The organism is Alteripontixanthobacter muriae (genome assembly GCF_013336795.1).
GTDB classification, from domain to species: Bacteria; Pseudomonadota; Alphaproteobacteria; order Sphingomonadales; family Sphingomonadaceae; genus Pseudopontixanthobacter; species Pseudopontixanthobacter muriae.
On the sequence record NZ_JAAFZT010000005.1, the window covers coordinates 182,114 to 201,461 of the forward strand.

The following is a 19,348-nucleotide window of genomic DNA, read 5'->3' on the forward strand; positions in this document are numbered from 1 at the left end:
GCCACAGCCCTGCCCTTACTGCAACGCCAGCGCAACCCGGTTGGCGACATCGGCCAGCAACGCCGCCCATCTCGCCTGCCCTGCTTCATCCGTGATCTGGTCCTGCCTGATCTCGACGGTGAGATAGGGAATGCCGCGTGCTTCGGCATGGCGGTTCATGGTTACGTTCAGATCCTTGCCGGAATATGGCTGATTGTCGCCGACCCTCAGTCCTTCTTCCGCGAACGAGCGAATGGCATGGCGCGTGGCGCGATCATCGTCATTGTACAGAAGGCCCACCTGCCAAGGGCGCGGTTCGCCGCCGCTTCGCAGTTCGGGCGTGAAGCTATGGACGGCTACAATTAGTTCAGGCTCGCATTGCGAAACCCATTCAGCCAGCGCCGCGTGATAGGGCCGGTAATAAGTCGCCAACCGCCGTTCGACATCGGCACCGATGTTGCCGGGGATCAGATGCCCATCACTTATCGTCGGGACGCAAGCGGGGTCGTCTTCTTCCCGGTGGAGATCGCAAACAAGGCGGCTGATCGTGGCGATGTGCGCTGCGATGTCATGGCGCCGCGCAAGACGGTCGGCCACACCCTCGACCCCGATGTCGAGCGCGATGTGCTGTTGCATGAGAGCGCTCGGCAGTCCGAGTTCCACGTCTTCCGGGACATGGTTCGAAGCATGATCGGCAATGCAGATGATCCCGCCAAGCCTGGCTGTTCCGGCGCGGCGGAAGGGTCTCCCATCACTCATCTCAAACGCCCCTGCATTCGCCACCAGGCGGGATTTTCGGAGCCTAGCCTGCCGGAAGCTGACGTCATGGCGTCATGATTGTCGAACAGGGCAAAACAAGTGGCTCCCGAACCCGACATGCGGACCAGCGTGGCACCCGTGCTGCGCAAAGCGGCAAGAACGTCGGCCACTTCCGGCACCAGTTCGGTTGCCGCTGCTTCGAGATCATTATGCCCCTCGCGCCCGATTCGGGACAGAGGTCCGGACGGCAGTGGACCGCCATCCACGCCATTCCACCTAGCGAAAACCGCCGGCGTGGATAGCGGGACGCGGGAGTTCACCAGCAGGACAGGTGTACCGGACAAATCGTTCTCGACCGGTTCAAGTTCGGTGCCCGTGCCGCGCCCGATGCAGGCTTCGCTTCTTACGCAAGCGGGAACATCGGCGCCCAGTCTGGCTGCGCGGTCCTGCCAGTTTTCGGGCAAACCGTACATCCGTTCTATTACCCTGAAAACCGCGCCGGCATCGGCCGATCCGCCGCCGAGGCCTGCGGCCACCGGTAGACGCTTGTCCAGAGTGACCGCCAACCCGCTCTGCCGCGGCAGGCGCGAGAGAGACTGCGAAACGATGTTGCCGAACGGCGCATCCAGTTGACCGGCAAAGCGACCAGTCTGCTCGAACCTGTCTTCCGCAGCTTCGGCAAAGGTCAGCCGGTCACCATCGTCCACGAAGGCGAAGGCGGTTTCGAGTTCATGATAGCCATCCTCGCGCCGCTTGCGGACATGCAGCGCGAGGTTGATCTTGGCATAAGCTGTCTCGGACTGAGCCATCTCGGATCGCGCGTCGGGCGCATCACATGTTCGGATAATTCGGCCCGCCCCCGCCTTCCGGCGTAGTCCATTCGATGTTCTGGTTGGGATCCTTGATGTCGCAAGTCTTGCAATGGACGCAATTCTGCGAGTTGATCACGAATTCGGGCTTGCCCTCTTCAACACCTGTCCATTCATACACACCCGCCGGGCAGTAGCGGGTGGACGGCCCTCCATAAACGCCCAACTCGCTGCTCAATTGCAGTTGCGGGTCGATGACCTTGAGGTGGTTGGGCTGGTCTTCTGCATGATTGGTATTCGACAGGAACACGGATGACAGCCGGTCGAAGCTGAGGACGTTGTCTGGCTTGGGATAGTCGATCGGCTTGTACAGGTCGGCGCGCTGCAGATGTTCGTAATCGCGCTCATGCTTCATGGCGACCGGCAAGCCGATCTTCAGCTGGCGCATCCACATGTCGATCCCGGCGACAACCGTGCCGAGGTCCGCGCCGAAGCGGGCGACTGCAGGCTCCGCATTCTGAACCTTCTTCAGCTCGGTAGCGATCCAGCTCGACCGGACGGCGGCATCGTAATCCATCAGTTCGGCATGTTCCTGCCGGTTGGCGATCGAAGCGGCGATGCTTTCAGCAGCCAGCATGCCGCTCTTCATTGCCGTATGGCTGCCCTTGATGCGTGGCACGTTCACGAAGCCTGCGGCACAGCCGACCAGAACCCCGCCGGGGAAGGCGAGCTTCGGGACGGACTGCCAGCCGCCCTCGTTAATGGCGCGGGCACCATAAGCGACGCGTTTGGCGCCTTCCAGGATCTCCGCCACCTTCGGATGATGCTTCCAGCGCTGGAATTCCTGGAAAGGCGAGACGTAGGGATTCTTGTAATCGAGCGCGGTGACGAAGCCGATGGCCACCTGGCCGCCCGCCTGATGATAGATGAACCCGCCGCCCCAGCTTTCGCTTTCCGACAGCGGCCAGCCTTGCGTGTGAATGACGCGCCCGGGTACATGCTTTTCCGGGTCGATGTCCCACAATTCCTTGATGCCGAGGCCGTAGATCTGCGGCTGGCAGTCCGCCTCGAGATCGAAGCGATGCTTCATCTTTTTGGTCAGATTGCCACGGACGCCCTCGGCTAGGACGGTATATTTTGCCTGGATCTCCATACCCGGCTGGTAATCGGACTTGTGCGACCCGTCCGCCGCGACGCCCATATCCTGCGTGATAACGCCCGTTGCAGCACCGCTTTCGTCGAACATGATTTCGGACGCGGGGAAGCCGGGGAAGACCATCACGCCAAGTTCCTCGGCCTTCTCACCCAGCCAGCGGGTCAGATTTCCGAGCGAAACGGTGTAGCAGCCCTTGTTCGACATGAAGGGCGGCATGGCGATGTGCGGCATGGAATATTGCTTCGCCTTCGACAGCACCCAGTGCCAATTGTCGGTGACGGGCGTTTCTGCCAGAGGGCAATCCTGCTCGCGCCAGTCGGGCAGCAACTCGTCCATTGCCTTCGGATCAACCACCGCGCCCGACAGGATGTGGGCGCCAATCTCCGAACCTTTTTCCAGAACGATGACCTCGAGTTCCTCGTTCAGCTGCTTGAGGCGGATGGCCGTAGCCATTCCCGCCACGCCGCCGCCGACGATCACTACGTCGCAGGGCATCGATTCACGTTCGGTCATCCCGGTCTTTCCTTCCGATCAAATCTTCCCTAATTACTTGATTGCTGCGGGCTGCAAGGTCAAGGCCCGCACCCCAAGGCTGATGCCATGAACAACCGTGAAACCTCATCCCGGCCGCATATACAAGGCGGCGAATTCGTCGCTGGCTTCACAGCCGCGCTGGACTGGTGGCGCGAGGCCGGGGTGGATTGCGATTTCAGCGATGACGCTACGGGATGGCTTGCCGAGGCCGAGGCGGCGAGCGAAGCCAAACTACCTGCAGCACCCAAGCCAAAGCCGAGGCGAAAGACAGGCGCCGAAATCCTCCCGCTGGCGAGGATCGGCGGAGAAAAAAGCGCCTGGCCGTCCGATCTCGGCGGCTTTACGCCATGGTGGCTGAGCGAAAGCGCTCTTGACGATGGCGGAACCTATCCGCGCATCGCACCGCGCGGACTAGCGGGAGCGGACATTATGGTGCTGGTGGCGGAGCCGGAAGCGTCCGACACGGAGAAGCTTCTTTCGGGCGAACAAGGCCGCCTGCTCGAAAACATGCTGGCAGCGATGAACATTGCCGAGGATGCGATCTATTTCGCCAGTGTTCTGCCCCGCAACACGCCGATGCCCGATTGGGACGATCTGGCAGCGCGCGGCCTTGGCGAAATGGTCGCGCACCATATCGCCCTGGCTACCCCGCAGCGGCTCATCCTGTTCGGGCGAACCATTCCGCCGTTGTTGTGGCACGATGCAGCGCAAGGCCCTGCCGTTCCGCGCGAATTCGATCAGAATGGTCAGAACATTCCGGCCTTGGCCGTGCCGGGGCTGGATCGTCTGCTGCGCAGGGGCAGCGAACGGGCGCGCTTCTGGCGGCGTTATCTGGATTGGACGGGGCCGATACACACCCCGGAAGGAAAAGCGTAAAGCATGATCGGATCTTCGATTAGACATTCACCCTTGTCGCGCATCGCAGCGGCGCTGACGGGTGCCGCGGCCCTCGCCATCTCTTCGCCAGCATTCGCTAGTAGCGCGGATTATTTCCAGAGCCGCGCTGCAAGCCAGACTGTGCCGGACATCTTGGACCGCGCCGACGACGCGTATTACCGCGCGCTTTTCAAAGCAATTGATCGCGAACAGTGGACTGCTGTCGAAAGCATGCTCGCGTCCCGCACCGACGGTCCGCTGCACAAGATCGCTCAGGCCGAATATTACCTGCACGCCAACAGCCCGCGTATAGAAGGCGACCGGATCGCCGCATGGCTGGCGCAAGGCACCAGTCTGCCGCAGGCGGAGCAGATCGTACGTCTGGGCATGAAACGAGGGCTGTCTTACGTGCCCGCGCTGCCGGCAGAGCAGCCGTTTGCGCGGCAGCCCTATTCCTCCAAACGTATCCTGCCCAGCGGGACGGCCGACGCAACGATGCCGGCGGAGATTTCCTCCGCCATTCTCGACCGGATCAAGAATGACGATCCGGATTCCGCTCGCCTGCTGCTTGACGGGATTGATGCCAGCCTGAGTTCCGCAGCCCGCGCCGAATGGCGGCAACGCGTGGCATGGAGCTACTACATCGAAAACAACGACGCCGCTGCGCTCGCCATGGCGAACACGGTGCGGGAAGGTAGCGGGCCCTGGGTAGCGGAAGGCGATTGGGTTGCAGGGCTTGCAGCCTGGCGGCTCGGCAATTGCGACATCGCGGGCGACGCTTTCAATCGCGCGGCCACGGATTCCAGCAACAATGAACTGACCGCCGCGGCTCATTACTGGGCCAATCGCGCGTTCGTGCGATGCCGCTATCCCGAGCGCGCCGCCGAACAGCTGCGCGGCGCGGCGCGGCTGGACGAGACATTATACGGAATGCTGGCCCGTGAGCAGCTCGGCCACGAACTCTCTGCCGATCACGCTGCACCCGATTTCAGCGGAGCAGACTGGCAGCGGCTCGGCGGCAACGACAACGTCCGCGCTGCCATTGCTCTGGCTCAGATCGGCCGCGCCGGGCTTGCCGATGACGTGCTGCGCCATCAGGCGCGGATCGGCGACCCGCAGAACTACGATGCCCTCTCGCGTCTCGCGCGTGAAATGGGTCTGCCCGGTACGCAATTATGGATGGCGCACAACGCACCCTATGGAACGCGCGCACAGCCCGCCTTGCGCTTTCCGGTCACTCGTTGGACGCCGATTGATGGCTGGAAGATCGACCCTGCCCTCGCCTACGCCCATGCATTGCAGGAATCGAACTTCCGGCCTGCCGTCGTCAGCCCTGCCGGGGCCAAGGGGCTGATGCAGATCATGCCGATCGCCGCGCGGGAACATGCCGCATCCCTGAACATGGACGCGGCATATGCGGACCTCGCCGACCCGCGGGTCAATCTCTCCTTCGGTCAACGCAATCTTGAAGCCTTGCGTGACAGCGGAGTGACCGACGGACTGCTGCCTAAGATTATGGCCGCCTATAATGCGGGTCTCACCCCGGTCGGACGCTGGAACAGTGAAGTGCGGGACTTGGGTGATCCGCTGCTTTACATGGAATCGATCCCCTATTGGGAGACGCGCGGTTATGTCGCGATCGTGATGCGAAATTACTGGATGTATGAACGACAGGCCGGGGCAAATTCCGATAGCCGCGTGGCCTTGGCGCAAGGCATGTGGCCGACCTTCCCGGCCGTGACCGGCGGCAACTTGCACCTGAGCGCACGCTGATGCCCATCGACGAGGAGCGCGCCTTTCGGTCGATCAACATCGCCCTGCTCACCGTATCGGACACGCGGACACAAGCGGACGACACCAGCGGCGACATTCTTGCCGAACGGATCGAAAGTGCCGGGCATATGCTCGCCGCGCGAGCCATCGTCCGCGACGATGCAGATGCATTGGTCGCTCAGTTGGAAGCGTGGATCGACGATAGTGCGGTAGATGCTGTCGTTAGCACCGGCGGTACGGGTCTGACCGGCCGCGATGTGACGCCCGAAGCGCTGGACCGGGTTAAAGAGAAGGAAATTCCCGGTTTCGGCGAACTGTTCCGCTGGCTCAGCTATAAATCCATCGGAACATCCACCGTTCAATCGCGGGCAATGGCGGTCCTGTCCCGCGGAACTTATATCTTCGCGCTTCCGGGTTCGAATGGCGCGGTCAGCGATGGCTGGGACGGGGTACTTGCCGAACAGCTTGATAGCAGAAACCGGCCCTGCAACTTTGTGGAATTGATGCCGCGTCTTGAGGAAAGCTGACCGGCGGCATCTCGCCAGCTACTTTCGAGTGGTAGGAAAATCGGTGAGAATTCAGCGCTGCTAAAAGTTCAATTTCCGAAGAGCCTTTATTATAATGCAGGCAGGCTTTTTCGCTCTGTAACCTTCCAGCGCTAATTTATCTGGGAAGTAAGCCAGGGAAGCGGACATAACGGAAAAAAAACGCCGGAGGAGCAACGAAACCGCAGAATTGTGCTACTTTGCCCACGCTGATCAGCTAATCGTGTATATTGCTGCATCGCTATAAAGTGATGAGAAGAGAACTGCGATAACTCCTGCTGCAATCGCGACGCCGTATGGAAACTTACCCCGGTCGTCGCCTTGTCGCGACATCGTTTTGCCTGAGATCCGGCGCAGACTGATCCAAATCATCACGAGTACAAGACCAGCTAAGGACACTGACAGGAGCAGAGTTAGCCCTTGAGAAAGCGTGAAGTAAGCGGCTGCGCCAGCATAAAATTTAGCATCGCCTCCACCGATCAGTCCAAAGCGGAAAAGAACCATGCCAACGATCAAGGCCAAGAGAGAATGGCCAAAGCCTGACAGCGCGACGTGGAGATCACCGACGAAGAGCCAATGCATTAGGCTGTAGACAAGGAGGAGCAGAGCCAGCCAGTTCGGCAGACGACGGTGTCGGATGTCAAGCCATGCGCCTATGCCCACGAGCACTGCTAGCCCTGCGGGCCAGAGCCAAAAACCCTCCATCAGTGAACCGCCGCTCACGAGTTAATTGGTTCTTGCCGTACGAAGCGCGACCCTAATCGGGTAAGCCGCTCTGGCGCGTGTCGCGGTCAAGCGCCGTGATGAACCATTCACATTCGAACGAATGTCAATTCGCGAGGCCTGCGCGGGATTGTTCCTCTGTTCAGCAAAAGATTGCTTGCGCGAGAGGATCGTTATAGCGGCACGCTTGTTTGGATCACGCTCCACACTCGCCAAGCGACGACTACCAATCTGCATCGTAGGCATGACACCTGCTTCCGAAGCGCCCTCTAGCGCCAGCGTACCCTGTGATTGCCGCAACATACGGGAAGTCGGGCGCTCGAGAATAATGGCGCCTCGCCTTTCTGAAGCCACTTGTTTGTTCCACGGCTCGGCTGCAACAGTCTGTGGGACTATCAAGGCCAGGCGCCTCTCTGCTTCGTCTTGCTCCCGTGAGAGAGCAAGCTGGCGCTGGCCAAGTTCAGATGCATAGAACTGGTCGAGATTGGTGGTGAACCGCGTGCTGCTTGGTTCCCTCATGACCGCGGCATTGAAGAAGCGTTCGGCGAGATCGCCGCGGCCGAGGCGCGCATAAGCGACACCAAGAGCATTGAATGCTTCACCAGCCGTGTCGGGGTTGAGCGCAGCCAATTGCAATTGCGGTATGGCACTCCCGATGTGACCAGCCCGCAGATTCGCTTTTCCATCCTCAAGATCGGCTGCTCCGAAGATTGGCCGTACGGTCGCTAATTGCTGAGCCCCGCCTCCAAAATTAAAAACGGAAACAAAGCTGGTGCACCCGCCAAGCGGAATAATGGCTATCATCGCAAGCAACGCTAGCAAAACTTTGTTCATCGTTAGTTACCCCCCATAACCGGAAACATATCACGCATCGCGAGAGTAATAGCGGGTAGTGCGAGCACTCCAATCATCGTCGGCAGCATGAAGCATACAAGCGGTATCGAAATCAACACCGGCAGACGGTGCGCTCTTTCTTCGGCCCGCATCCGGCGCTGCTCACGCATTTCCCCCGAGTAAACCCGCAGCGTCGTCGACATGCTCGTGCCAAGCTTGTCGGACTGGATCAGCAGCGTGGTAAAGGATCTGATCTGGTCAACGCCCGCATTTTCACCGAGCTTGCGTAGAGCATCTTCGCGCGAAGCACCGGCCCGCATCATAAGAGTTGTCTGCAGCAGCAGTTCAGCGATCAGCGGGTGAGAAGTTGCCATCTCCCGGCCAACTCGGTCCATCGCAGCTTCAAGGCCGAGGCCAGCTTCTACGCAAACCAGCATCAGATCTAGACTGTCGGGAAATGCATTGATGATTGCTGTGCGACGGCGATCCGCCTTAGCGCGAACGAACAAGTTGGGGATGTAAAGACCAAGCAGAGCGAGAATAGCTGAAATTACATATAGCTTCATCAGACCCGGAGGCGAGCTCGACGTCAGCGCCGACAGCAGGAATAATCCTGGAAGCACAAAGATCAGAAGCAACCTGACAAATGTGTAGATGCGCGGCGCTGAAGGCGATTGATAACCTGCCGCTCGCAATTGCTTGTGTAAATCGATGTTCTTTACGTCCGAAAGGTTCAGACCGGAATCCTCCAGCTTCTTAGTTAAATTCATCCAGACATTGCTTTTCTCGTCATGAGTAAGGCTTCCCCCAGCGGGGGCGTTCTGCCGGGTGCCGATACTGATCAGCTCACGCGTAGTACGAATTCGTCGGGCTGAGTATGTAACTGCGAGATAACTGGCCAAGGCTACTGCGCCGAACAGGGCTACCAATATAAGGGTGCGCAAGACCCAATTTGAAGCGGCTAATTCGAGCATGTCACACCTTCAAATCGATCATTCGACGAATGGTGTAGACGCCAATGATGTAAAAAATGGCTAGAGCGATAGAGCCGTATATGAAGACGGGTTCATTGGCGACGCCAAGATAGAAGTCCGGTGTTCCAATGAAGATCATCAAAAATGCTGCGACCGGCAGCACAGAGAGCATCCAGCCTGTCATTCGGCCTTCTGAACTGAGCGCACGCACCTTCATAAACATCTGATGCCGGTCACGAATAACCTTAGAGATGTTGTCCAAGATCTCAGCTAGATTGCCCCCTGTCTGCGTTTGAACAGAGAGCGACACGACGAACATTCGCATATCCTCCAAATTCCATCGGTCAGCCATGTTCGACAACGCACTTACAAGATCAGCGCCATACGACACCTCATCCGAAACGATCCCGAATTCAGAGCCAATAGGATCGCCCATTTCATGCGTCAGCAGGTCGATCGCTGAGGCTACAGGATGCCCCGATCGCAGTGCTCGTACGAAGATGTCGAGCGCAACCGGAAATTGTTCTTCCATCTTTTTGCGTCTTTTTAGCGCCATTCGGCCGACAATCATGTTTGGCAAAAAAACGGCGAGAGCCATCGAGAAGAAAAGCGCAAGCTGTAAAGTACCAAAGCTTATGCCGGGACCCGCGACGAACATCACGAACAGCATCAGCAGGAAAAGGAACACCGCTGTAGCAGCCATTGCCGCGAGTAGCTGATTCACAGTGAAGCTGATGCCAGAGCTAAAGACCCGGCGTTCGAATGCTTGCAAGCGCGTGCCAATGAACGGAGGCAAGCCAGTAAATGCTTGCGGCTGATTCTTTAGCAGACGACCGGTGACGATCTCCCGGTCCTCGCCTGCTCCGATCATCTGCAACCGCTTGTTGACTGCGCTACGATGACTTCGGCGGCTCGCTAGGCGCTCAGCAAACAGCTGCACAAGCAGGAAGATGCTAGCAAAGATGGCCAAAAGGATGAAGATGCGAAGAATGTCGCCGCTCATCGCTCAGTCAATCCTCTTGTCCGGCCGGAACAGTTCTGGCGAGAGCTCCAAGCCATGACTGCTTGCCTCCTGGAGGAATTTCGGGCGTATCCCTGTGGCCTCGAAATGACCGATCACTGTTCCATCCTCTGCAAGACCAGTGCGTTTGTATCGAAAAATTTCCTGCATGGTTATTGTTTCGCCCTCCATGCCAGTAAGTTCTGATAGGCTGAGTACCTTGCGCTTGCCGTCTGAAAGACGGCCGACCTGAAGGACAACGTTGATTGCAGAAGCGATCTGCGCGCGAGATGACTTTGCGGTTATCTCAATTCCGCTCATGCCGATCATCTGCTCAATCCGGCTGAGCGCATCGCGCGGCGTATTGGCATGCACCGTCGTCATCGATCCGTCGTGACCGGTATTCATTGCCTGAAGCATGTCAAAGGCTTCCCCTGCACGAACTTCACCGATGATAATGCGATCGGGTCGCATACGAAGGGCGTTCTTAACGAGATCGCGCTGCGTAACCTCGCCTTTGCCTTCAATGTTCGAGGGGCGAGTCTCTAGCCGAGCGACGTGCTCCTGCTGCAACTGGAGCTCGGCCGAATCTTCGATAGTCACGATGCGCTCACGCTCGTCAATGAATGAGGAGCAGGCATTAAGCATCGTGGTTTTACCAGACCCGGTTCCACCGGAAATCAACAGGTTACGCCGCGCTTTGACCACCGCCTGCATGACTTCGGCCATGGCTTCGGGAACCGAGCCGAGGCCAACCAGCTTGGCCATGCTGATGGGCTTCTTGGCGAATTTGCGGATCGACAGGAGCGAGCCGTCTAGGGCAAGAGGCGCCACAATGGCGTTCACACGTGAGCCATCGGCTAGACGGGCGTCAACGAAGGGCGAGGATTCGTCGATGCGCCGCCCGACCGCACTTACAATCTTTTGGATAACTCGCATCAAATGCTTTTCATCCTGAAAGCGGGTCGTGACACGTTCAAGTTGCCCACCGCGTTCCACGAAGACTACATCGCACCCGTTGACCAAAATGTCTGTGATGGACTCGTCAGCTAACAGAGGCTCTAGGGGGCCTAGGCCCAACAGCTCATCCAAGATCTGGCTGACGAGTTGCGTCATCCCCTCTCGATTCAGCGGATGATCGTGCGTGATCAATAGCTCAGGTACAATTGCAGCAATTTCCTGCTTAACTTGCTCCGGCGGCAACTTATCAAGCATAGCGAGGTTGATCCTGCTAAGCAGCGCTTGGTGGATCGCCATCTTTACTTGCAGAAGATTTTCTTCACGGCTGCTCAAGCGAGGGTGTAAAGCTACAGCCGCTTCTTCCACAATCTCGGATTGTGCCCTGACTGGCTGACGGCTGACCTGGTCAGCTTCTCTTCGCTGAATTTTCCACATGTCAGCGTTCTCCATTGAGCCCATGAATGATTAGCTTGGCGGCTGAGCCTATGTCTTTCATGAAACGTGTACGCCGCTGGATCGAATTAATCAGCACCCCTTCATCTTGCGCCTGACTGAGCGAGCGTCCTTCTTCGCCTACGGAGGCAAGCACTCGATGGTCCAAAGCCTGACCAGCGGCTTCAGCGTCTATCGTCTTGAACAGCCGCTTTTCTGCACGATTGGCGATTACATCTAGACGATCTCGCTGCAGCCCCATTGACTTCAAAAAGTCGATTTGCCGTTTTGTATGGCGTAGAGCCGATACTGACAGGGTGGTTACATGAACCACCCTGTCGGCGGCAAAGGCGAGCGACAAAGCCCAGTTTGCAAGGGCTCCCGGAAGATCAACGACCACGATGGCGTATTGCTGCTGAGCCAAGCTAACGATCTCAATAAGACGGCTAAATTCCAAGGCCTCAATCGGCATGATTTCGCGAGGGGCGGCAATAACATCGACGAGGTCATTGGCTCGACAGGTAACAGACTTCATGAGCTCACCGTCAACAGCCGCTTGCGGATCAAGTAGATCAGCAAGGCTAAGGCGCGGCGAGCAGCCTAGGTAGGCCGCTGCGTCTCCGCTCTGTAAGTCACAATCGATCAGACAACCGCGGGCTTCTCCGCCTATCTCAGTTGCCAAAGCAGCTGTTAAGTGGGTGGCCAGTGTTGTCGCTCCGCAGCCTCCCGTGCTTTTCATGATTGCAAGTGTCGGCGCTAGGCGGGCCGAAGAACCTCGAGTTTCAGCCTTTCTCGTAGCAATTTCAGTTAATACAGAGACCAACTCCTGCTGGTCGATTGGCAAGCTGACGAGATCGTCAATACCGCGGCGCATGAGAGCGCGCGACGCCGCAATGTCGAGTTTCTCTATGGCTGCAATAACCGAAATTTCTGGAAAGTGGAATTGTAGCTTGTCGAATCGATCGAGCGAAGCGGGCAGACCAGGATCGACTTGCACGACCACGATCTGCGCTCCAGCCAAACTGTCAAGCGGCAGGTCGTTTTCGGCTGCGATCGGCAGAAGGCGTACTTGCGTGCCGATGTCGCCGACGTGTGCAAGGTGATGCGGCTCGGCCATTAGGCAAACGCCGGCTGGCACGGGATGCTGCCGATCCGCTCCGCTAGTTTGAAAGCTTTGAAATTGCGTCATACAAGCATCAGTTCGAGCTGGTTCCGGCAGAGTCTTCTGCCGTAATGGAGTAAGCGAAGTCGGGCAGGTTTGCGGAGACGCCAAGAGGTGAAAGCGCGATGGAATTGTAGGTCATGTCAGCAAGCCGAACGGTGATCAGCGGAGCTATATCTGGTCCGTTCGGATCACCTGCGAAACCGAGTCCGGAACCCGAATAATCGACCCTGATGTTTCTGTCTTCAAGGCCGGGCCAAATTTGCTTCATCCTGGTGCTCAAAGCGCTGAAGGAAGCAGGATCAAATGTCGTCCCCGGACAAGGGCTCGTAACACAGGTGCAGCCGACACTAGTGCAGCTAATCTTGCCAAGCGCACCCGCAGGAATAGGTTCGCCTTGCAGGATTATATCGGTCCCTACAAAAGTGTTAGTATAATTTGTGCTCGCAATCTCTTTTGCCAGCGGGTCGGTCACTGCCGCCCAGCGGGCGCCGATCTGCGTCGCCTTCTCCGCTTCGTTGATACGGTAAGCGTAATATCCAACATCAATTGTCCCGAGCGTCAGCAAGAGCAGAAGCGGAAGTACAAGCGCGAATTCAGCGGCCGTGCCGCTTTCGGCGCGCAAAAAGCGGAAGAGGAAAAATCTTAGCAGCATCAGACACCCATAACCACGGCATTCTGCTCAGCTCTGAGAGAAGCGCTATCGCTGATTACGCCAAGGCCCTTGAATAATGATTTGTACCCGATTGTCGCGCTTATGTTGATGACAGGCGCAGGCTCCGCTGCTTCATAGATGCCGGTCGTCGCCTGAGGGCTTATTGGGCAGGTGACACTCACATCAAATGTGAGTTCGTCCGCGTCCCATCCCGAGCGGCCTTCACTTCCGCCGCTTAACACCCCTGTGAGTGTGACAGCACGAACATCTGCTACCAAGGTTGGAGAGATGTAGCCGCCAGATCGGCAGTTGATCTCGTCGAACGGATGTCGTCCTCCGAAGCGAGCGCCATCACGGACTGCCTTAACTAGCTGATGTTGGGCGTAAAAGTAGTGACCGCTTTCGAGACCGGCGAAGATCAGTAACAGCGAAAGCGGCAGGATCAACGCCATTTCTGCCGCCGCTGCACCCTTTTGGCAGGTAAGAAAGGCTCTTAAAATCATCTGACCAGGTACGGAACGTCACGACGGAGCAGCGCTGCATTGTTCTGCCCCCTGATTGAAAGATCGGTCTTGCGGATGACCTCAAGATAGATGTCGCTCTTGCTTGTACGAGTGCGATCTGCTGACGGCTCGACGACGAACACGTCCATCCAATCGGCGATCTTAACGTCTTTAGTGGCTCCCTTGACTCCTTCAGCGGTACAGTTCACGACTGCAACGGTCATGACCCTGCGATCAGGGCTCTTCACAATAGTGGAAAGGCCGCTAAGTTTCTGGCTACAGATTGGTGTCGCATTCCGGACTTCAGTCCCAATGCCTGTTTTCTGCGGCGCGAGAATTTGCACTCCATCAATCACATTGCCGGCCCGCTCGGTTTCCCATCGGTAGACTTGGTAGCGAGTGGGTGTCGTGGTTGTCAGCGCGTTCGCCCCGTGAGTTACATTATATTGCCAATCGGTTTCGCTCCAACGGCTGCCGTCTGCTCGGACAAAATTGCTTCTGAAGTAGGCACTCCGGTCCCAATTTCCATCTCCGAAACGCGCATCTGTGCAGGAGCCGGCGGTGCTGACGGCGTGGCACATATCTCGAGGATGGCCCATAGAGGCTGGAGTTAACGTCGATGGAAGCGCCGCAGCGGACGGCGGCTCATAACGCAGGCCTTCAGTTTCACGCCATCCGTCGTTAGCGGACTTGCATGATTTAGCATCTACACCAACGATATCGGGATCAGCCGTTGGATCAGAATCGGGTCGCACGAGATCCTTGCGCGCGTTGAAGGCTGACGGGCACACACCGCCTTTGCTGCAAGCATTGGCCTCGTAAATGTCGAAACGGGTATTGATCGAATCAATGGCACCGGTCTTCAAGCCCGGTTCTGTATCCGGCTCAATTGTCTCGGCCCCGTTCAAAGAAGTGCACCCCCCGCTCGGTCCGAGCCAACCTAGCCCTTCCGCTACGGCTGCAGCACCACCCCCCAGATCAAGAAAGCCGAAATTGCCGGGCTGCCAGAAACCGGCGCCACCTCCGCCCGGACCGGCCACTACGAGCATACCGGCGCCAGTACGCTTGGCGAAGTCAAACGTCGCATCGACCTGACCGCCGGAGCCCAAATTTTCCTCATCAGGGTTACAGATCATCAGCGGGGGAATACGACATAAGGCGGAGCCTAGGCCCGCCACTGCATTCGCGGTCATCTCGCCTCTCATCGCGCCGACAATCGGTGTCAGCGCATAATTCGCCGCGCGCGTCTCGACTGTCACGGATATAAATCCGGCTTCTGCGAAGCGAGAGACGTCGGTGAAGCCTAAACTGGGGTCTCCCGCCTCGGCATCCGTTCTAGTGGCGAAAAACGTGATACCGATGGCTGGAACATCGACTTTCTGCCCAGTGTTATCATTTGAAAACAGCGTTGCATTTCCCACCAGCCCGCCCTGAACGGCCTCAATGGCCCGCTCCATCGAGCCGCTTTCGCGGTCAAGCTGGCTTGCCCCCGCAAGCGCTGCCTGATCGGCCGCGTTCTGTAGTTCCGTATCCATGCCAGCGACGCGCGTATAATCGAATGCTAGGCCTGTAATGGCAACCAAAGGAACAAGCGCAAGCGCGTAAGTGGCAGCAACTGCGCCGCTCTCGCTCCGCCAGAAAACATTTGAAAAGAGCCAGCGCGTCATCACATCGGCCTCAGTTGGGAGTACCAGTTTCAGAAGTAGACACCCGCTCCGGCACTTCAGTCGTCCCCTCACGGTAGGCTTCTGTCACCCGCACCGCGCGTTCTGCATCAGTGGAAGGCAGCGGCTCTGCGTAAGCCGGCGCAGGGTCAACCACCATTGCAGCATAGGTTGCGCGGTTCGCATCACCGAAGCTCGGATCCTGATATCCGATCAGTTCCTTGTCCGCGACAGAGCAAGCGGGAAGGCTTAACCCGGCCGCCAAGGATAGAAAAATTTTTCTAGAATTCATAACTGTCTTCCGTGTTTGCGGGAGCTTGCACAGCACCGGATGGAGCCTTGTAGCTTGGCGCGGGTGCGGCGGGGTCGAAGCGCACGCTCCCTGCGCGCGACGGCTCCTGACCAAGCTCGTTGCCGACAGGTCGGTAGTCTGTCCCATTCAGCAGAACATCAGCCTGCACCGGATCAGGCACCCGGTCGGTCGGCAGGCGCACTTGGTCAGGCCGGATCGGCTGCACCAAACGGGGAGTCACGATGATCAGCAGCTCGGTTTCGCCCTTCTGAAAGCTTGAAGAGCGGAACAGAGTGCCGATGATCGGGATGGAACCCAAAATCGGCACTTGGTTAACCGTGGTCTGGAAATCCTGCTGGATCAGTCCGGCGATGGCGAAGCTCTCGCCGTCGCGCAATTCCAAGACAGTGGATGCTCGGCGCGTCCGCAAGCCAGGTATGGTCAATCCGTTCAGAGTGAGTGAGGCGGAAGGGTCAATCGAGGAAACCTCCGGTTCAACCAGTAGGTTAATCGTCCGGTCTGCCAACACGGTAGGAGTGAAGCCGAGGCTCACGCCGAATGGTTTGAACTCTACGGTAATGGCCTGAGCGCCCGCGCCGCCTACCCCAGCGCCGGTGCCGCCGCTCTGGGCAACAGGGATCGGGAACTCGCCACCGGCAAGGAAACTGGCCCGCTCACCCGACAGCGAAACCAGCGTCGGTTCGGCCAAAGTTTTCAACAGCCCACGTGATTCTAGTGCGTCGAGCACGACTTCGATATCAAGTCCGGCCACATCGGAGAACAAGCGGCTAAAAACGCCGAAGCTGCCAGTAATGGCATCGAGCCCAACGAGTCCGGCTCCAGGGCTCGGATCAGGGGTGACCGATGCACCACTGCCGATGGCTCCACCAAACCGACCCCCTGTAGAACTGAAAAACGAGCTTACGCCTAGATCCTTGCCGACGTTGCGCGATATCTCGGCGAAGCGGACTTCCAACATAACCTGCTGGCTTGACCCCACGCTCATCAGGTTGACGACCTTGTCCGGCGCGAAAGTATTGGCCAGTCGCACCGCTCGATCGGCGACGCTGGCATCACTGACCAGCCCTGAAAGCACGATATTATCATTGGAAATACTGGCATGGATCATCTCGCTGCCCATCAGCGATCCGAATTGTTCACGTAAGGACTGAACGTCCGGTCCGACTGCGATATCGATCACAGCCATGACTCGGTTCCCCTTGTCGTATAGGGTAAGGCTGGTGGTTCCAAGCTGCTTGCCGAGCACATAGACTGACTGGTCGGAGATCGGGAAAATGTCTGCGATTTCATCATTGCCGATCAGAGCGCGGGCGATCGGACGGTCGGCAGTGATGACTTGGCTCTTATTTATCGGAACTTCGACTGATCCGGCATGAATCGACGCATCCATGCCAGCCATGCCCTGCGCGGCGAGCGGATGCCCCGCAACGCCGGTCAGCGCAAGAAGCGCAGCGCTCCCAAGCGCAGTACGGATTAGACTAGCCCCCATAACGATTTACCTCAACTTCCTCGTTTTCTGTCCCACGAACTACTTGCATCGTCGGCCCAGTCGGACGTCGTGGTGCGACGGCAGCAGCAGGCTGTGACGCTGCTTGAGAACCTCGTGTTGGTGTGCTGCGCGGCTCGGCATATACTACCGTCTGCGGCGCTGGCGCAGCAGCAGGGGCGCTGGCGCCGCTGCGGCGTGCAGGAATGAACAGGCCGCGACCGCCGAGATCTCTCGGCAGCACCGTTCCGCTGCCGCCGAGCATCTGATCCTCCACGTTGCGCAAGGCAAGGCTGAGCGATCCGAGCTTATTGGCCAACGTCAACTTCTGCGCCCCATAGATATCGGTCTGCACCGTAGCGGTTTTGCCGACGGCGGGTGCAGTTTCACTCTCGTTTGCCGTCTGGTCGACGGCCAACACCTGAACATTTTCGAGCACAACCGTTGTGAACATGTCGCTGGCGCTTGCGCCTTCCCCAGGAATTTGCCGGGTGAGCATGACGTCGACTACGTCGCCTGCCCGAACAAAGCCGGACACGCCGGTTACCGCATCTATCGGGATCGATACCGCTCGCATTTGCTCAGGAAGGACGGAGGACAAGGTGGCACGGCCCCCTTCACCCGAGACCTTGCTGGACAGGATGGGTTCGCCAGCTACTATCGGGCGAAGGGCGACGCGGCCACCGGCAGTCGCTTCTTCCACGGAACGGAAAGCGCCGGCAGGCACCGTGTCAGCGGGCCAATTGGCAAGGCGGAGATTTGTGGAACTGAGCTGCCCGCCGAAACCAAGATCCTGGGTGGCAACAACAATGCGGGCAAGCTCCTGTTCTTTAGCAACCCGCGCCTGCTGCTGCTCTACGCCAGAGAAATAAGAGTTGGCCAGGTAGACGGCGACAAGACCGAAGAAAAGAGCAATGCCCAAAATAGCAAGATTGCGACCGCGCATCGCTATGACCCCCAATGCCGTTGCCCTATCCGCCGCTAGCCAAATTCGAGCAACTAAAATCCTTTTTGTACTTGCTCAAGGAAGTGCCACCGGGGAACAAGGCCCCGGTGGCGTAAGGCTTCAATCGGCGGGAACGCCAGCTGTACGTGCAGTATCGGCTGTCTGCAGAGCGGCCTCAGCGTCTACAAGCGCTTCTGTCACTTCGCCACTGAGGGCGACCGCTGCTGTGGCGATTGCTGCGCCAACAATTGCAAGGATCAGAGCGTATTCAGCAGCCGAAGCACCAGATTCGTCAGCGATAAAATTTTTGATGAAGGACATAAGTAAACCCCTAATAAAATCACCGCACCCTGCGGCATTCCGTTTCGATAAAGAGCCCCGGTTTACCCGGTGACTAACCGATCCGAGGAGTGAACCCCTGACCTACGCGACCCTTGGTAATCTTAACTGCGTCGTTTCGCAGTGCCAAGCGTAAGTCCCTCGGAACCCCTGCATAATGCCCTATCTCTTCATCTTTACAATTTATTCGTGATTTGTGGAAAAAATGGCGGAATTCCGCGGCTTGCGTAGGTTAACGAGGCACCAGATCGCAAATGTCGTTTCCATACAATCCTTAGTTAAGTACATGAAAACTATCAGAAATATCTTAGGATCAAGTGATTCGTGCCACCGGCCTTCATGTCAACTGTTGCGGAATCGCTTCACTTTGGGACGGAACCAAACAAAATGGTTAGCGTTCAAGCGGGTTAAGCTGACTCCGACAGTCACCTAAAGCGGCCGCCTTTTATCAACGAGCGAACCTGCAGCTGGTGGCGGAATTGCTTTCCAAGCTGTTTTAGCGAAATCAAAAGCGGCCAACACGCGCTGCCCTTCAGCAAAGCGACGACTTCCGAGAACCGAAGTCAATTGGTCTAGGCGGTAAACTCATAAACTGGGTTGCGCTTAGCGGCGGTGATTGATTCAAGGCCCGAGAAGGAGCCTTGCACATGCGTCGTCGTTTTGATCTGACAGATTTAGAGTGGTCGGTGGTCGAGCCACTGCTTCCGAACAAGTCTCGGGGTGTTCCCCGGGTGGATGATCGCCGGGTGATCAACGGTATCCTCTGGCGGTTCCGCACCGGCAGTCCATGGGCGGACATTCCCGAGCGTTACGGTCCCCACACTACCTGCTACAATCGCTTTGTCCGCTGGCGCAGAGCCGGTGTCTGGGATCGGCTTCTGACGGCGGTTTCGCAGGCTTTCGACGGCGAGCTGGTGATGATCGAC

The 19,348-nt window shown here is 57.9% G+C and carries 20 protein-coding genes; 4 read left to right on the top strand and 16 right to left on the bottom strand.

All coding sequences use genetic code 11. The features are described from left to right. Positions 1–15: 15 nt before the first annotated feature. Genes G7A66_RS02290 through G7A66_RS02300 form a run of 3 tightly spaced genes read right to left on the bottom strand, consistent with a single transcriptional unit; the run spans position 16 to position 3,216 of the window. A complete protein-coding gene (locus G7A66_RS02290) occupies positions 16–738 on the bottom strand; it encodes an N-formylglutamate amidohydrolase (protein ID WP_174294083.1) in 723 nt (240 codons plus the stop codon). Then, the gene (locus G7A66_RS02295) at positions 735–1,547 is read right to left on the bottom strand and encodes a 4-(cytidine 5'-diphospho)-2-C-methyl-D-erythritol kinase (protein WP_174294084.1); all 813 of its coding nucleotides are present in this window, start codon (positions 1,545–1,547) and stop codon (positions 735–737) included. Before G7A66_RS02295 ends, G7A66_RS02290 begins: the two co-directional genes overlap by 4 nt. A 22-nt stretch (positions 1,548–1,569) precedes the next feature. Continuing rightward, entirely contained in the window at positions 1,570–3,216 is a 1,647-nt protein-coding gene (locus G7A66_RS02300; RefSeq protein ID WP_174294085.1) for an electron transfer flavoprotein-ubiquinone oxidoreductase, read from the bottom strand. An 87-nt stretch (positions 3,217–3,303) separates the two neighbouring features. Between G7A66_RS02300 and G7A66_RS02305 the strand changes: the two genes are divergently transcribed. From G7A66_RS02305 to moaB, 3 genes are read left to right on the top strand one after another with little or no spacing between them, the layout of a single operon-like run. Beyond that, positions 3,304–4,113, top strand: a complete 810-nt coding sequence (locus G7A66_RS02305) for a uracil-DNA glycosylase family protein (protein WP_174294086.1) — start codon at positions 3,304–3,306, stop codon at positions 4,111–4,113. Positions 4,114–4,116: 3 nt separating this feature from the next. After that, positions 4,117–5,886 (top strand): lytic transglycosylase domain-containing protein, encoded by a 1,770-nt coding sequence (locus G7A66_RS02310; RefSeq protein WP_174294087.1) that lies wholly within the window; start codon positions 4,117–4,119, stop codon positions 5,884–5,886. Then, the gene (gene moaB, locus G7A66_RS02315) at positions 5,886–6,413 is read left to right on the top strand and encodes a molybdenum cofactor biosynthesis protein B (protein WP_174294117.1); all 528 of its coding nucleotides are present in this window, start codon (positions 5,886–5,888) and stop codon (positions 6,411–6,413) included. Before G7A66_RS02310 ends, moaB begins: the two co-directional genes overlap by 1 nt. Before the next feature lie 231 nt (positions 6,414–6,644). Here the strand turns inward: moaB and G7A66_RS02320 are convergent, their stop codons facing one another. From G7A66_RS02320 to G7A66_RS02380, 13 genes are all read right to left on the bottom strand, one after another. Continuing rightward, positions 6,645–7,154: an A24 family peptidase gene (locus G7A66_RS02320; RefSeq protein WP_206675021.1), complete on the bottom strand. Its 510-nt coding sequence runs from the start codon at positions 7,152–7,154 to the stop codon at positions 6,645–6,647. A 3-nt stretch (positions 7,155–7,157) separates the two neighbouring features. Next, a complete protein-coding gene (locus G7A66_RS02325; RefSeq protein WP_174294089.1) occupies positions 7,158–7,988 on the bottom strand; it encodes a tetratricopeptide repeat protein in 831 nt (276 codons plus the stop codon). 2 nt (positions 7,989–7,990) lie between these two features. Beyond that, a complete protein-coding gene (locus tag G7A66_RS02330) occupies positions 7,991–8,962 on the bottom strand; it encodes a type II secretion system F family protein (protein ID WP_174294090.1) in 972 nt (323 codons plus the stop codon). A 1-nt stretch (position 8,963) separates the two neighbouring features. After that, a complete protein-coding gene (locus G7A66_RS02335) occupies positions 8,964–9,965 on the bottom strand; it encodes a type II secretion system F family protein (RefSeq protein ID WP_174294091.1) in 1,002 nt (333 codons plus the stop codon). 3 nt (positions 9,966–9,968) lie between these two features. Beyond that, positions 9,969–11,357 carry a CpaF family protein gene (locus G7A66_RS02340; protein WP_232366588.1) on the bottom strand — a complete coding sequence of 463 codons (1,389 nt, stop codon included), beginning with the start codon at positions 11,355–11,357 and terminating at the stop codon, positions 9,969–9,971. Position 11,358: 1 nt separating this feature from the next. After that, on the bottom strand, positions 11,359–12,471 hold the full coding sequence (locus tag G7A66_RS02345; protein WP_174294092.1) for an AAA family ATPase: 1,113 nt from the start codon (positions 12,469–12,471) through the stop codon (positions 11,359–11,361). Positions 12,472–12,550: 79 nt separating this feature from the next. Then, entirely contained in the window at positions 12,551–13,141 is a 591-nt protein-coding gene (locus G7A66_RS02350; RefSeq protein ID WP_232366589.1) for a TadE/TadG family type IV pilus assembly protein, read from the bottom strand. A gap of 29 nt (positions 13,142–13,170) precedes the next feature. Then, on the bottom strand, positions 13,171–13,674 hold the full coding sequence (locus G7A66_RS02355) for a TadE/TadG family type IV pilus assembly protein (protein ID WP_206675022.1): 504 nt from the start codon (positions 13,672–13,674) through the stop codon (positions 13,171–13,173). Then, positions 13,671–15,341, bottom strand: a complete 1,671-nt coding sequence (locus G7A66_RS02360; protein WP_174294095.1) for a TadE/TadG family type IV pilus assembly protein — start codon at positions 15,339–15,341, stop codon at positions 13,671–13,673. The genes G7A66_RS02355 and G7A66_RS02360 overlap by 4 nt, the downstream gene beginning before the upstream one ends. Before the next feature lie 10 nt (positions 15,342–15,351). Continuing rightward, on the bottom strand, positions 15,352–15,630 hold the full coding sequence (locus G7A66_RS02365) for a hypothetical protein (RefSeq protein WP_174294096.1): 279 nt from the start codon (positions 15,628–15,630) through the stop codon (positions 15,352–15,354). Then, entirely contained in the window at positions 15,620–17,050 is a 1,431-nt protein-coding gene (locus G7A66_RS02370; protein WP_232366590.1) for a type II and III secretion system protein family protein, read from the bottom strand. The genes G7A66_RS02365 and G7A66_RS02370 overlap by 11 nt, the downstream gene beginning before the upstream one ends. Before the next feature lie 79 nt (positions 17,051–17,129). Continuing rightward, positions 17,130–18,083, bottom strand: coding sequence for a Flp pilus assembly protein CpaB (cpaB, locus tag G7A66_RS02375; RefSeq protein WP_174294098.1), 954 nt, complete (start codon positions 18,081–18,083; stop codon positions 17,130–17,132). A 120-nt stretch (positions 18,084–18,203) separates the two neighbouring features. Next, positions 18,204–18,404 (bottom strand): Flp family type IVb pilin, encoded by a 201-nt coding sequence (locus G7A66_RS02380; protein ID WP_174294099.1) that lies wholly within the window; start codon positions 18,402–18,404, stop codon positions 18,204–18,206. 665 nt (positions 18,405–19,069) lie between these two features. On the opposite strand from G7A66_RS02380, the gene G7A66_RS02385 reads away from it, so the two are divergent. Next, positions 19,070–19,348 (top strand): IS5 family transposase (locus G7A66_RS02385; RefSeq protein ID WP_174294100.1); only part of this gene is annotated, 279 nt, incomplete at its 3' end.

What these genes read in the sequence shown, in the direction of transcription:
- moaB (WP_174294117.1), top strand. Translation starts at nt 5,886, where the DNA reads ATGCCCATCGACGAGGAGCGCGCCTTTCGGTCGATCAACATCGCCCTG.
- G7A66_RS02325 (WP_174294089.1), bottom strand. Translation starts at nt 7,988, where the DNA reads ATGAACAAAGTTTTGCTAGCGTTGCTTGCGATGATAGCCATTATTCCG.
- G7A66_RS02340 (WP_232366588.1), bottom strand. Translation starts at nt 11,357, where the DNA reads ATGTGGAAAATTCAGCGAAGAGAAGCTGACCAGGTCAGCCGTCAGCCA.
- G7A66_RS02365 (WP_174294096.1), bottom strand. Translation starts at nt 15,630, where the DNA reads ATGAATTCTAGAAAAATTTTTCTATCCTTGGCGGCCGGGTTAAGCCTT.
- G7A66_RS02310 (WP_174294087.1), top strand. Translation starts at nt 4,117, where the DNA reads ATGATCGGATCTTCGATTAGACATTCACCCTTGTCGCGCATCGCAGCG.
- G7A66_RS02345 (WP_174294092.1), bottom strand. Translation starts at nt 12,471, where the DNA reads ATGGCCGAGCCGCATCACCTTGCACACGTCGGCGACATCGGCACGCAA.
- G7A66_RS02360 (WP_174294095.1), bottom strand. Translation starts at nt 15,341, where the DNA reads ATGACGCGCTGGCTCTTTTCAAATGTTTTCTGGCGGAGCGAGAGCGGC.
- G7A66_RS02295 (WP_174294084.1), bottom strand. Translation starts at nt 1,547, where the DNA reads ATGGCTCAGTCCGAGACAGCTTATGCCAAGATCAACCTCGCGCTGCAT.
- G7A66_RS02355 (WP_206675022.1), bottom strand. Translation starts at nt 13,674, where the DNA reads ATGATTTTAAGAGCCTTTCTTACCTGCCAAAAGGGTGCAGCGGCGGCA.
- cpaB (WP_174294098.1), bottom strand. Translation starts at nt 18,083, where the DNA reads ATGCGCGGTCGCAATCTTGCTATTTTGGGCATTGCTCTTTTCTTCGGT.
- G7A66_RS02335 (WP_174294091.1), bottom strand. Translation starts at nt 9,965, where the DNA reads ATGAGCGGCGACATTCTTCGCATCTTCATCCTTTTGGCCATCTTTGCT.
- G7A66_RS02380 (WP_174294099.1), bottom strand. Translation starts at nt 18,404, where the DNA reads ATGTCCTTCATCAAAAATTTTATCGCTGACGAATCTGGTGCTTCGGCT.
- G7A66_RS02290 (WP_174294083.1), bottom strand. Translation starts at nt 738, where the DNA reads ATGAGTGATGGGAGACCCTTCCGCCGCGCCGGAACAGCCAGGCTTGGC.
- G7A66_RS02305 (WP_174294086.1), top strand. Translation starts at nt 3,304, where the DNA reads ATGAACAACCGTGAAACCTCATCCCGGCCGCATATACAAGGCGGCGAA.
- G7A66_RS02370 (WP_232366590.1), bottom strand. Translation starts at nt 17,050, where the DNA reads ATGGCTGGCATGGATGCGTCGATTCATGCCGGATCAGTCGAAGTTCCG.
- G7A66_RS02300 (WP_174294085.1), bottom strand. Translation starts at nt 3,216, where the DNA reads ATGACCGAACGTGAATCGATGCCCTGCGACGTAGTGATCGTCGGCGGC.
- G7A66_RS02330 (WP_174294090.1), bottom strand. Translation starts at nt 8,962, where the DNA reads ATGCTCGAATTAGCCGCTTCAAATTGGGTCTTGCGCACCCTTATATTG.